The organism is Mariniphaga anaerophila (assembly GCF_900129025.1).
Classification (GTDB): domain Bacteria; phylum Bacteroidota; class Bacteroidia; order Bacteroidales; family Prolixibacteraceae; genus Mariniphaga; species Mariniphaga anaerophila.
This window is the reverse complement of record NZ_FQUM01000005.1, coordinates 282,820-296,965: the sequence shown is the minus strand read 5'-3', so window position 1 is coordinate 296,965 and position 14,146 is coordinate 282,820. Positions and strand designations below refer to the sequence as shown.

9 protein-coding genes are annotated in these 14,146 nt (G+C 43.8%); all 9 read left to right on the top strand.

The genetic code is table 11. The features are described 5' to 3' along the window. Positions 1–47 precede the first annotated feature (47 nt). Positions 48–1,154, top strand: coding sequence for an S-methyl-5-thioribose-1-phosphate isomerase (mtnA, locus tag BUB08_RS12195; protein ID WP_073002147.1), 1,107 nt, complete (start codon positions 48–50; stop codon positions 1,152–1,154). 97 nt (positions 1,155–1,251) lie between these two features. Continuing rightward, a complete protein-coding gene (gene mtnP, locus BUB08_RS12190; protein WP_073002145.1) occupies positions 1,252–1,995 on the top strand; it encodes an S-methyl-5'-thioadenosine phosphorylase in 744 nt (247 codons plus the stop codon). A 241-nt stretch (positions 1,996–2,236) separates the two neighbouring features. Then, positions 2,237–3,256, top strand: coding sequence for a phenylalanine--tRNA ligase subunit alpha (gene pheS, locus BUB08_RS12185; RefSeq protein ID WP_073002143.1), 1,020 nt, complete (start codon positions 2,237–2,239; stop codon positions 3,254–3,256). A 154-nt stretch (positions 3,257–3,410) separates the two neighbouring features. Beyond that, the gene (locus BUB08_RS12180; protein ID WP_139249690.1) at positions 3,411–3,995 is read left to right on the top strand and encodes a hypothetical protein; all 585 of its coding nucleotides are present in this window, start codon (positions 3,411–3,413) and stop codon (positions 3,993–3,995) included. 184 nt (positions 3,996–4,179) lie between these two features. After that, a complete protein-coding gene (locus tag BUB08_RS12175) occupies positions 4,180–5,073 on the top strand; it encodes an ABC transporter ATP-binding protein (protein ID WP_073002139.1) in 894 nt (297 codons plus the stop codon). An 18-nt stretch (positions 5,074–5,091) separates the two neighbouring features. Next, the gene (locus BUB08_RS12170; RefSeq protein WP_073002137.1) at positions 5,092–8,424 is read left to right on the top strand and encodes a golvesin C-terminal-like domain-containing protein; all 3,333 of its coding nucleotides are present in this window, start codon (positions 5,092–5,094) and stop codon (positions 8,422–8,424) included. A gap of 49 nt (positions 8,425–8,473) precedes the next feature. After that, complete coding sequence (locus BUB08_RS12165; RefSeq protein WP_073002280.1) at positions 8,474–9,946, top strand: TolC family protein; 1,473 nt, start codon at positions 8,474–8,476, stop codon at positions 9,944–9,946. Positions 9,947–9,967: 21 nt separating this feature from the next. Continuing rightward, entirely contained in the window at positions 9,968–11,023 is a 1,056-nt protein-coding gene (locus tag BUB08_RS12160; RefSeq protein ID WP_073002135.1) for an efflux RND transporter periplasmic adaptor subunit, read from the top strand. 35 nt (positions 11,024–11,058) lie between these two features. Further along, complete coding sequence (locus BUB08_RS12155) at positions 11,059–14,145, top strand: efflux RND transporter permease subunit (RefSeq protein ID WP_073002133.1); 3,087 nt, start codon at positions 11,059–11,061, stop codon at positions 14,143–14,145. Position 14,146 lies beyond the last annotated feature (1 nt).

Sequence of the window (14,146 nt, the reverse complement as noted above, 5' to 3'; positions counted from 1 at the left end):
TTTGCTTTAAGCCCACGAATATAAATATTATTTTTGCTTTCATTTGAATGCAAATTAACGGAAAACCATACCACACCATTTGGCTGAATGAAGCGGATTCTTCAGTCGTTCAGGTCATTGATCAGAGAAAACTTCCTTTTGTTTTTGAAATTCTCGATTTGAAAACGCCCGAAGATTGTTTTTGTGCCATTCGCGACATGGCAGTCCGCGGAGCCCCACTCATTGGAGTAACGGCTGCTTACGGCATGTACCTGGCATTGTTAAATTTTAGGGGAAGCAGTTTGGAAGAATACCTCGACGAAAAAGCTACCTATTTAAAAACAGCCCGCCCAACTGCGGTTAACCTTGCTTTTGCCGTAGATGAGATGCTGAAGTTTATGAAACTGAACATCGGGCATCCCCGGTTGAAAGAAATTTCGTTGAAGAAAGCCACCGAGTTGAAAGTTCGGGAAATCGAATTTAGTGAAAAGATTGGTGAGTTTGGATTGAAGCTCATTGAAGACATGTATGAAAGGAAGCAGGCACCGGTGAATATTCTCACGCATTGCAACGCCGGCTGGCTGGCCTGCATCGACTGGGGAACAGCAACGGCTCCGGTTTATAAAGCGCATCACAAAGGAATTCCGGTGCACGTTTGGGCCGACGAAACCCGGCCACGGAACCAGGGCGCGCGGTTAACTGCTTTTGAGCTGGGCGAGGAGGGAGTACCCCACACGGTAATTGCCGATAATACAGGCGGCCATTTAATGCAGCATAACATGGTAGATTTGGTAATTGTGGGCAGCGACCGAACCACGGTTACCGGAGATGTTGCAAACAAAATAGGAACTTACCTTAAAGCACTCGCTGCTAAAGACAACGGCGTCCCGTTTTATGTGGCGCTTCCTTCGTCAACATTCGACTGGCAACTGAAAAATGGTGTTCTGGAGATCCCGATTGAAGAGCGAGATCCTGACGAGGTGACATTAATTGAAGGGTGGAACGGAGAATCGATACAGCCTGTGAGGTTAACGCCGGAGAAAAGTCGGGCAGCTAATTTTGGTTTTGATGTTACGCCTGCCAGGCTGGTAACCGGACTGATTACCGAACGGGGAATCTGCCGTGCAAACGAAGAGAGCATTTTGCAGCTTTTCCCTGAAGGAAACAAACAATAAATTTGGTTTGCCCCCTGATTTCCTTTTTTACACAATGGAAGTTTGAGGCATTTGAGTGTTACCAACAAACTCTTTAGAAAATAGTAACTTGATACAAATGAAAATAGCAATCATTGGCGGTTCGGGCCTCGAAGACCCGGACATTTTGAAAAATCCAGGCGAAACCGAAGTTGAAACTCCTTACGGAAATCCATCTTCGTCCTTTAAAACAGGCCGGATTGAAGGAGTTGAAGTGGCCATTCTTTCAAGGCACGGAAGGGATCATGGCATTCCTCCGTCACAGGTTAATAGCCGGGCCAACATTTGGGCAATTAAAGAATTGGGGTGTTCTCATATTTTGGCTACCACTGCCTGCGGAAGTTTGCGCGGGGAAATAGAGCGGGGTGATTTGGTGATTCCCGATCAGTTTATTGATTTTACACGCCATCGAGAGATTACTTTTTTTGAACGTTTTGAAGCTGGGAATCTGCAACATTGTCCCATGTCTGATCCTTTTGACAAAAATCTGCGTCAAAAACTGATTGATACTGCCGGCGAATTGAATTTGGCTTTTCATCATAAAGGAACGGTTATCACCATTGAAGGGCCACGTTTTTCAACCCGGGCAGAATCAAATATGTTCAGAATGTGGGGAGCAGACATTATTAATATGTCGGTAGCGCCGGAATGTATCCTTGCCAACGAAATGCAGATTCCTTACGCAGCCGTTGCTTTGAGTACCGATTACGACTGCTGGAAAACTGATGAAGCGCCTGTTACATGGGAAGAAGTTTTAAGGGTATTTAATCAAAACGTAAAAAACGTAATTCGCCTTTTAAAACATACCATTGCCGGGTTTTAATAATTTTTCTATAACCTGCTGAACGGCATATTGTGACCGCGGCTTTTGGCATATTCTTTGCAATTTCTAATTCGTTGTCTTAAAGCCAAGAAATAAACATAAGACCGTTCAGTTAGTACTATATAGATTCAGCCATCAAGCTTCGTTGGCTTTTTAATTCCCGGCGGCATCTTCGAAAAAGGTGCCGCTTTTTTTTGCGGAAACTATTATCTTTGCACCTTCATTTAAAGGTTGAAACGCCATGTTAGATAAAATCAGTGCTTTGCAGCAGGAAATTGAAACAGCAACAGCATCGTCAATCGACGAAGTGGAAGCGTTGCGTATAAAGTATATTAGTAAAAAGGGAAAAGTGAATCAACTTTTTGCTGATTTTAAAAATGTACCCAACGAGCAAAAGAAAGAAGTAGGCAAAGCATTGAACGAGTTAAAGAACTGTGCTTTGGAGAAAATCAACACGCTGCGTGATTCATTTGAAACAAAGGGCTCTGAAGATGCCGGGACTGACTTAACAATGCCCGGAGAGCCGTTGAAACTTGGTTCACGGCATCCGCTGTCTCTGGTGAAAAACGAAATCATCAGCATTTTTGGAAGGCTTGGTTTTACAGTAGCCGAAGGCCCTGAAATTGAAGATGACTGGCACGTTTTTTCAGCATTGAATTTTCCGCCGGAACACCCGGCCCGCGATATGCAGGATACTTTCTTCATTGAAAAGGATCCTGATGTGTTGCTGCGTACTCATACTTCCAGCGTTCAAACTCGCGTAATGGAACATACCCAGCCGCCTATTCGTTCCATTTTTCCCGGAAGGGTTTTTCGAAACGAAGCAATTTCGGCTCGTTCTCACTGTATTTTCCATCAGATTGAAGGATTGTATGTGGATGAAAACGTGTCGTTTGCCGACCTGAAACAAACGTTGTTGTACTTTTCAAAAGAGCTGTTTGGCGAAAATACCAAAATTCGTTTGCGTCCCAGCTACTTTCCGTTTACCGAGCCCAGCGCCGAAATGGATGTAAGCTGCTCTATTTGCGGAGGAAAAGGATGTAACGTTTGTAAGTACACCGGTTGGCTCGAAATTTTGGGATGTGGAATGGTTGATCCGAATGTGCTGGAATCCTGCAAAATAGACAGCCAGAAATACACCGGTTTCGCATTTGGTATGGGAATCGAGCGTATTACCATGTTGCGTTACGGCATTAAAGACATTCGCCATTTTTTCGAAAATGATATTCGTTTCCTGAAGCAATTTGAGTCGGCTATATAGTAAAATAGTACTTTTAGTAGCATAATTACGTTCGTCTTTTCTTGAGAGACGTTCACCCCCTGGTAGGTTGTTTTCGTCGACATTCTTCTGTTTTGTGTAACTGTATGAGGACTTTAGGAGTCTTATCAGTACAATGAAAACAAAACAGAATGTCATGAAAACAAAGAACTTACTATTAACAATTTTGGCAATGTTTGTTGTTGCAACAGCATTTGCCGTTCAGCTCCCTGCAATGAATGTAATTCCTGTTCAGGATGATAAAGCGCTGATAGCTTTTGAAACGTTGTCGCCGGCAAACTTCGAATTATTAATAAAAAATGACCGGGGCGAGATTCTTTTTTCGAAAAAGTCTGACTCTCCGGTACAGGAGTTTCGGACGGTTTTCGACCTGAAGTTTTTGGAAAATGGAAACTATAAGGTTTGTCTGTGTCACGGAAACTGCAGGCTTGCCCGGGAAATTACTATTTCGGACACCCACCTCGCTGTGGGTAGCGAAACCAGGGCTTATTGTCCGTATTATGCTTTTGAAGACAATTTGCTAAAGGTTTCTTATCTGAATAACTTTCAGAAAAATGTTTTTCTGAATATTTACCGCGACGGAAAGTTTGTTACCGGTAAAAAACTAGGTAAAGAAGTGTTTATTCAGAAAGCACTGGATTTGTCGAAGCTCGAAAAAGGAACTTACGAAGTTGTTCTGAGCAATAATAATAATGATTATGAGTTTATTGTGAAAAAGTAAGAAGATTGAGTGTTGAAATAGATGTGAAGAGGCTCCGTGATTACGGGGCCTTTTTGTTGTTTTGAAGATAATTTTCCGATGATTTTTTCCGTGTTTACAAAAAAATAATTTTAAACCGGTTATATTTAAACTATTTCCAAGTGTTCAAGTCCAACTCATTGTTAATTTATCTGGAGGAAAAATAGTGCAAATAAAAATCGAAAACCTGAACAAAGTTTATCGAAACGGAAACTACGCTTTAAAAAATCTAAATCTGGAAATTCCTAACGGCATGTTCGGATTGCTTGGGCCAAACGGGGCAGGAAAGTCAACGCTGATGCGAATTCTTGTTACTCTGATGAAACCTTCGAGCGGACGTGTTTTGGTAAATGACCTTGATTTGGCTAAAAACCGGCGGGAAATAAGGGCCATGCTTGGGTACCTTCCTCAGGATTTTAGTTTTTTTTCGAAATTGAAAACCTACGAATTTCTCGATTATGCGGCGCGGCTGGCCGGGATGAAAAACAGTGCTGCCCGTAAATCGGCAGTTGAACAGATGCTTGAGGAAGTTGGCCTGTTTGAGGCCCGCGACCGTAATGCCAATAAACTTTCAGGAGGAATGAAGCGGCGGCTCGGCATTGCCCAGGCGCTTATTAATAATCCCAAAATTATTATTGTAGACGAACCTACCACCGGCCTCGATCCCGAAGAACGCATCCGGTTCAGGAATTTGCTCTCCAATATTAGTACCCGCGATGTTATTATTATTTTGTCAACTCATATTGTGGGCGATATTTCCAGTACTTGTGACGATATGGCGTTATTAAATAAAGGGGAACTCGCTTTTGCCGGCTCGCCCGAAGAACTTATAAAAAAGGCAGAAGGAAATGTCTGGCTCATTTCAGCCACCGAAGCGGAGTACATGGAAATTAACGAAAAGTACCCGGTAATTTCAACCATCCCAACCGATGGAGGTTGGGAAGTACAGGTAGTTGCCCCGGAAATAAACGGGTACTACGGGCGGCAGATCGAACCCAATCTGGAACATGCTTATGTTCATTTTATGGAGAACAAACTAAATCAGTGGTCCAATTCTTAATACCAAAAACCTGGAAAAATGATTTCATTGCATAATATATTTTCTATTGCCAAGTACGAGCGAAAAACACTGCTGAGAAGCTGGTTCTTTCGTATTTTTAGTATCCTCTCGTTGCTGGTTCTTTTCGGGTTGAATTTCGGGATGATAATTGAGGGAGGAGGCGACCAGGGATGGGCCGTTAGGAGTATTCCCGCAGCCATTCCTTATTTTAACTTGCTTATATTAAATGTAGCCCAGGCTATTATTGCTGTTTTTCTGGCATCTGATTTTTTGAAGCGCGATAAAAAGCTCGATACAACTGAAGTAATTTACATGCGATCCATGACTAACGGCGAGTATGTAATCGGGAAAACCTGGGGAAACCTTCAGGTGTTTTTGGTGCTGAATATTGCAGTCGTGGGCATGGCGCTTATTTTCAATATGCTTTCGCAGCAAACGGCCATCAACTGGGCATCCTACGGAATTTATCTTGTGCTTATTAGTGTTCCCACGCTGGTTTTTATTATGGGGCTTTCGTTTTTCCTGATGAGCGTTATCCGCAACCAGGCCATTACGTTTGTGCTTATTCTGGGGTACATTGGCATTACACTTTTTCTGCTCGAAGCCAGGTTTTATTATATTTTCGACTACATGGCGTTTAATATTCCCATGCTGATTTCGGACATTGCAGGAATGGGAAACCTCGAAAAAGTACTCATCCACCGCGGAATATATTTTTCATTTGGCATGAGTTTTATTTTCCTCACGATTTTTCTGTTGAAGCGGCTTCCGCAATCGGAAGGGATGACTTGGTTTTCCTTGATTTTTGCGCTGCTGTTTTTCGGTGCCGGTGGTTATTTTGCTTACGAACACATCAATCAGTTTAAAACAAGCGATAAACTGCGGAGTGAAGCAATTGCCCTGAATAATATCTACGTAAAGGAAAAACTGCCTGCGGTGTTGGAACACTCCATCAAACTGAATCACAACGGGAGTTTTATTGAGGCGACATCAGAAATTACAGTTGAGAACGATAATGCAGAGCCTCTGAACAAACTCATATTCAACTTAAATGAAGGTTTGCAGATACAAAGTTTTAAACTGAATGGGCAGGAAATACCGTTTGAGCGGAAAAATCATCTCATCGTAAGCGAAGATGTTTTATTGCAGCCCGCACAGAAAGCCGACATAGAAATTACCTACTCGGGAAAAGTAGATGAAACGCTTTGTTATTTGGATATTCCGGAAGAAGAACGTACCGAAAAGTACGGGAAGTTTGTGCTGAATGTAGATAAAAGGTATGCCTTTTTAACGCCTGATTATGTTTTGCTCACCCCCGAAAGTAACTGGTATCCGTGCTCCGGAGTAACGTACAGTACTGATGATGTAAGCTGGAATCATCCGGAGTTTGTCCGGTTTAGCCTCGATGTAAAAACCCGCCCCGGGCTTCAGGCAATATCTCAGGGTGAAATTACCAAAACTGCCGAAGGTGAATTTTCATTCAAAAACTCGGTTCCGCTCACCCAGCTCTCGCTTGCCATTGGTAATTACGAAAAGAAAAATATTGAAACAGATAGTCTGGAATATGGAATCTGGCACATTAAGGGGCACGATTATTTTACGGAATCGTTTCCGGAAACAAAAGATACACTGGCTCAGTTGGTAAATGAGCGAATGGGAGATTTCGAACGGGCTTATAATCTGGATTATGCATTCAACCGGTTTTTTTTGGTGGAAGTGCCGGCGCAGTTCAAAACATACGAACGCATCTGGTCGGGCAGGCAGGAGCTGATTCAGCCGGAACAGATTCTGATTCCTGAAAAAGGGTATTTGTTGAGAGAAGCTGATTTTGAAGGTTCCAAAAAAAGGATGGAACGCTGGGGTCGCCGCGGCGACAATAATATGACCGATAAGGACAAGGAAATCAGGCTGCTGTATGATTTTATGCGGATTTTTACGCGGGAGCAATCGGCCGACTTCCAGCATAACCGCGGAAATTTTACTGTTTCAGAAGTTCCCAACCCGTATTTTGCTTTTGCTATGCTGTACAATTTTCAGAATAATATTGTTTCTGACGAATGGGCCATTACCAATCGTATTTTCGAAGCGTACCTGAAGAGCCAGTCGACAGACATGCGTTCGGGCTGGATGCGTAATATGCAGGGAATGAGTGACGACGAACTTGCAAATATCGCTTTGCAGGATAGCACTTTCCAGGAAATTCTTGCCGATCCGAAACAGAAAAAAATTATCGATAATGTAATTAAACTGAAAGGTGAGGTACTGTTTTCTATGGTGCAATGGACAGCCGGGCAAGACGAATTTGAGGAGTTTCTGCGTAAAGTACTGATGGAGTACAGGTTTAAAAATATCACGTTTGAACAGTTTGATCAGACCATAAAAGAGAAGTTTGACATAGAACTGATTCCAATGATGGATGAGTGGTTTAAGGCAAAAACGCTTCCCGGTTTTTTGTTCTCGCCAATTGAGGCCGTTAAAGTAAAAACAGGAGATCGGATGCAAACCAAAATATCGTTTAAAGTAACCAACTTTTCCGATACCGAAGGAATTGTAAAAATAAGCTTCAGAATGGGAGGTGGCGGCCCGGGAAGAGGACGCCCGCCCGGTGGCGACGACATGGAAAATAAGCTGGTTTACCTGGGGCCGCAACAAACCAAAGATGTTAGTTACATGTTTGACACCGACCCGCGAATGGTAATGGTGAACACCATGACTTCCAAAAATATTCCGCAGGTGATTACAGAAGGGTTTCGCGACGTTAAAGAGGATCCTAAGGCTGTTCCGGTGGAAGGAGAGGTTGTTTCCGATACCCCGGTGCAAAAGCAGATGCCCGGCGAAATTATTGTTGATAACGAAGATCCTCAGTTTGAATATACCGTAACAGAAGAAATCAGCCTGTTGGAGAAATGGCTGGCAAAAGATACCGAAGGTGTTCAAAAATATTCGGGAATGAACTACTGGCGTCCTCCTATAAACTGGACTGCCACTACTAATTCCGACTTTTTTGGCGAGTATGTCCGCTCGGCATACTACATTAAAGGAGGAGACGGTTCCATGAAAGCCAAATGGAATGTTCCCATTGAGGATGCAGGTTATTACGATGTGTATTACCACGTTTACAAACCCCGAAGATTTGGACGCGGTGGAAACGAAGAAAAAGGCGACTACCAGTTTTTTATTCACGGCGACGACGGAACCGAAGAACAATTGCTCGGGATTCAGAGTGCAGATGAGGGCTGGAATCATCTTGGTTCGTACTATTTCTCTCCCGATACCGCACTTATCGAATTAACCAATAAAACAGATGCGCGCATTGTATTTGCCGATGCCGTGAGGCTGGTCAAATTGTAACAAATTAATGAAACACATGAATATGAAGTTGTATAAAAAATTGAATCCGATGCAGAAACCAATTTTTTTGTTATTACTGGCTTTTTTGCTTGTTTCGGGAGTCGGGGCGCAGGAAATTCTTACGCTCGACAAGGCGTTTCAGATTGCAGAAACGAGTAGCCCCGATTTGCAGCAATCGTTGTTAAATCTTGAGCGGTTCCAGAAAAACCTGGAAGCACAGCGCGCGGCTCTTAAATCGCGTTTTTCGCTCGATGTGGCTCCTGTAAATTTCAGTCGTAACCGCCGTTTCGATAACAGGGTTTCTCAGTGGTATACCAACGAAAATTTTCAGACCAATGCGTTGTTCAGGGTTGAGCAGCCCATTTTGTTAACCGACGGAACCATTTCTCTTACCAACGAGTTTGGCTGGCAAAGCAGCAATTCAGACGTTACCGAAATTGAGAGCCAGGTTTTTTACAACAATCTGTACCTTAATTTTAACCAGCCGTTGTTTACCTATAACCGGCAAAAGCTGGAGTTGAAGGAGCTGGAGCTGAATTACGAGAATGCAAACCTGGGTTATGTTATGCAGCGCCTGAATATGGAAAAGAATGTAACGCAGTATTTCTATAATGTGTACATGTCGCAGATGAACCTGAACATTGCAAAGGAAGAGCTGAACAACACTCAGAAAAGCTACGAAATCATAAAAAATAAAGTAGATGCAGGCCTGGCGGCAATGGAAGAGTTGTACCAGGCTGAGCTAAACCTGGCAACTGCAAAGTCATCGCTACAGGACAGGGAAGTGGCGTTTGAAAATGCGAAAGATCAATTGAAGCTTTATTTGGGAATGGATTTGTACACCGACTTTTCTATCCTCGCCGACGTGTCGATGAATCCTGTGCCGATTGATATGGAAAAGGCAATTGAAAACGGCTTGGCTTCGCGCATGGAGTTGAGGCAGCGGGAAATCGACATCGAGTCGAGTCAGTTCGAACTTATTCGTACCCGGTCGTTAAACGAATTCAGGGGCGATGTAAATCTTCGGCTGGGTATTTCGGGCGATAATAAAAACCTGAATCAGATTTTTGACGCACCAACAAACAGCCCTTCGGTTGGAGTGAGTTTTAGCATTCCGTTGTTTGATTGGGGAGAAAAGAAAGCGCGAATTGCGGCGCAGGAAGCTGCCATAGAATCGCAAAAACTAAATTACACCGACGAGCAGAACCAGATAATAATAGGAATAAGGCAGGCTTACCGTAATCTGCAAAACCAGCTCAACCAGATTCAAATTGCAGAGCAAAGCCAAACCAACGCACAGCTTACTTATGAAATTAACCTGGAACGTTACGAAAACGGAGACCTCACCGGGATGGATCTCAACCTGTATCAGACACAGCTTTCGGAACGAAAAATTGCCTATTCACAGGCGCTCATCAATTATAAAATAGAGTTGTTAAATCTGAAAATTCAAAGCCTTTACGACTTTCAAAAGAACGAACCAATTATACCGGCTGATTTATATTTAGAGCAAAAAAACTAATTCGGAAAAAACAGTATCACTATGAAAAATATTAAATTCTTCCCGTTCATCATTTTATTTGCATTAGCTGCCTGCAACCAGCAAACCCAGTCAGAGAGCAGCGAGCTGGCTGTTCCCGTTTCTGTTGAAGACATCAGGCTGCAAAGTATCGAGCAGTTTGTAAGCACTACCGGAACGGTAAATGCAACTTCTGAAGTAACGCTGAATTCGGAAATGGCAGGCGACTATTTTCTGCAAACCAATCCGGCAACCGGCAGACCGTTTAAACTGGGCGACAGAGTGAGTAAAGGCCAAACTATTATTCGGTTCGAAAATGAGGAATACGTGAACAACCTTGCCATCGATGCCGTGAAACTGAACCTTGAAATTTCGGAACAGGAATACGATAAGCAGAAATCATTGTATGAAAAAGGCGGCGTAACACTTCGCGAGTTGCGTAACTCCGAAGTTTCGAAAACCAACGCGCAGTACAACTATGAAAATGCGCAAATTCAGATGGCAAAAATGAGTGTCAGTGCGCCGTTTTCGGGAGTAATTGTTGAACTGCCTTATTACACCAACGGGGTAAGGATAGCTTCGGGGGCGCAAATGGCAACTATAATGAGTTACAGCCAGATGTACATGAGTATTAACCTGCCCGAGAAAAATATTGGCGAGCTTCAGTTGGGGCAGGAAGTGCTGGTTACAAATTACACGCTTCCGGAAGACACTCTCCGTGGAAAAGTGACCGAAATGTCGCCGGCAATCAGCACCGAAACCCGTACATTTTCGGGAAGGATTGACATCAATAATTCCGACCTGAAATTGCGCCCGGGAATGTTTGTAAAAGCTGATGTAATTACTGCCCGGAAAGACAGTACTATTGTTATTCCCAAAGACGTAATACTTTCGGGGAACCGTGGAAAATACGTTTTTATTGTAGGGCGAAACAGTGCTGCCGACGACCGCCGGATTACCACCGGGCTAGAAAACCAGGATTTTGTTGAGGTAATTGAAGGCCTTTCGGTGAACGACAGGCTTATTATTAAAGGGTTTGAAACACTCCGCGACGATTCGAAAGTTAGAATTATCCGCTAGGCGGCCTGCCGGAAAATTATTAGAAATTTTTTACGATGAAGAAATTAACCCAATTCTCAGTTAATTACCCGGTTACCATTCTGATGATAGTGCTTGGAGTGATTCTCCTCGGCTACATTTCGTTTGACAAGCTGGGGGTTGACCTTTTTCCCGATTTAAATTCTCCCCGCATTTTTGTGGAAATTACCTCGGGCGAACGGCCGCCGGAGGAAATGGAAAAGCAGTTTGTCGAGAATATTGAAGCGCTTGCCATCCGGCAGTCTGATGTAACTCAGGTTTCGTCTATCACCCGCGTTGGTTCGGCACAGGTAACTGTGGAGTACGCCTGGAATAAAGATATGGACGAAGCTTTTCTTGACCTGCAAAAAGCACTGAATGCGCTTACTCAAAATGCAGAAATAGATGAGCTGCGGATTACACAACACGACCCCAACACTGCGCCGGTAATGCTTATTGCGGTTACGCACAACGAAATTACCGACATGAATGAAATCCGGAAAGTTGCTGAAAATTATATTCGAAACGAGCTGGTGCGTTTAGAAGGTGTTGCAGAGGTGGAACTGTCGGGACAGGAAGAAAGCGAAGTAATTATTAATACCGATCATTACCGGCTGGAAGCCCAGGGGCTCACGCTCGATGAAGTGAGTTCGCGCATTCAGAATTTCAACCGGAATGTTTCGGGAGGGCGCATCAGCGAAATGGGGATGCAGTACATTGTTAAAGGCGTGCGGTTATTAAACAGCATCGAAGATTTTGAGAACCTGATTGTAGGTTATAAAGCGGTACGCTCGCAAACAGAGGAACGCCCCAGGGTAGAAATGGCTCCGGTTTTTTTGCGCGATGTGGCTTCTGTTACCATGGGAAACAAAGAACCTTCAAATATTGTACACTTTAACGGCGAAAGATGTGTTGGGCTTGCTGTTTATAAAGAAACCAAGTTTAACACCGTAAAAGCGGTGGACCAGATAAACGAGGCGTTGGTGAATATTCAAAGGGCGTTGCCGGGGTACACACTTCGGCAGGTGACCAACCAGGGGCGTTTTATCAGCAGCGCCATTGGCGAAGTTCAAAACACGGCGCTTCTGGGAATTTTGCTTGCAGTTTTCGTGTTGTTTCTTTTCCTGCGGAGGTTGGGAACTACGCTTATCGTAAGCATCGCCATTCCTATTTCAATTATTGCCACTTTCAATCTGATGTATTTTAATGACCTGACCATTAACATTATGACATTGGGAGGGTTGGCGCTTGGCGCCGGCATGCTGGTTGACAACGCCATTGTGGTGCTCGAAAATATTTTCAGAAACCACGAAAACGGAATGAGTGTTAAAGATGCGGCAATTAACGGAACGGCCGAAGTTGGCGGAGCAATTACGGCATCTACGCTTACCACTATTGTCGTGTTTTTGCCAATTGTATACCTGCATGGCGCCTCCGGAGAGTTATTTAAAGATCAGGCATGGACCGTGGCGTTTTCGCTGATCTCGTCGTTGTTTGTTGCAATTTTCGTGATTCCGGCTCTTTATCACCGTTTTTATAAAAACAAAAAGGCGCCTGCAAAAAAGAGCTCAGTAAAAATGGGCGGGTATAGCCGGTTTCTTGATAAGATTTTGAAAATAAAATGGGTGGTTGTAATTGTGGCTACACTAATTGTAATTGGTTCGTTTATGCTGGTGCCTTTAATTGGAACTGAATTTATGCCTAAAACCGAAACCCGTGAATTTACCATGAACCTGAAAATGCAGGAGGGAACAAAACTGGTTCGTACCGAATCAACGGTAAAAAATATTGAATCTATCCTTACTGAATATCTGGGCGAAAACCTGGATAGAATATATTCTCATTCAGGGCCGTCCACGAGCATTCTGGGCGATGCCTCTGCTGTTTTTCAGGGCGAAAATACTGCGCAAATAAGGGTTATTCTGACGGGCGAATCGAACATCTCAACCGGTCAGGTTATTGCAACCATGGATAATCTTACGGCGAATATTCCCGGCCTCGAAATCAGTTATGCCGAAGAGCAAAGTGCGTTAAAATCCATTTTGGGAACAGAAGAGGCGCCTGTTGTTGTTGAAGTACGAGGCGAAGAGCTGGATGAAATTGAGGTGATTCTGAATCAGGTGAAAGAACGAATGACGAATGTGGATGGACTGTTTAACATTCAAACATCTGTGGAAGAAGGCGCACCCGAGGTGGAAGTGCATGTTGACCGAATGAGGGCTGGAATGTACAACCTGGATATTAATACCGTAATTACCCAGATTCAGGATCAGTTGGAAGGAAAAAATGCCGGGCAGATGGAGAAGGCAGGCGAGATGCGCGATATTACCATTAAGGTTCCGGAAAAGGGATTGAACGAAATTTATGACCTCACGATTAACTCCGGCAGCCAGGTATTCAGGCTGAGTGAAGTTGCCGACATTTCATTTGGCGTTTCTCCCAAAGAAATATTGCGGAAAAACCAGAACCGCATCGGGCGGGTCACTGCACAAATGGATAAAGGGCTTGCCCTGGATCATCTTGCCAGCAGAATCAGGCAGGAGACAGCGGCTATTGATTTGCCCCCGAATTATCGAATATTTGTTACCGGCGAAGAAGAAAAAAGGCAGGAGTCGATGAGTAGTCTGGGGTTTGCACTGCTTTTATCCATTGTGTTGGTTTACATGGTAATGGCATCGCAATTCGAGTCGCTTATTCATCCGTTTACCATTTTGCTTACCATTCCGCTGGCAGTGGTAGGAAGCATTCTCATCTTTTTTGCCCTGGGAAAAACCTTCAATATTATGGCGCTTATCGGAATAATTATGCTGGCCGGGATTGCCGTAAACAACTCCATTATTCTGGTGGATCGAATAAACCAGTTGATTCGGGAAGGAAATTCAAGAAAGGATGCCATTTTACAAGCGGGACAACAACGTATCCGGCCAATTATTATGACCAGCCTGACTACCGTACTTGCCCTGCTTCCGCTTACTTTTGGGTTTGGCGAAAGCGCTTCGTTGCGGTCGCCCATGGCGCTGGCAGTTATCGGAGGGCTGGTAACTTCAACCCTTTTAACGCTGGTGGTTATTCCGTGTGTTTACGATATTTTGGACAGGATAAGAACCTTGTTTGCTAGAAAATAGA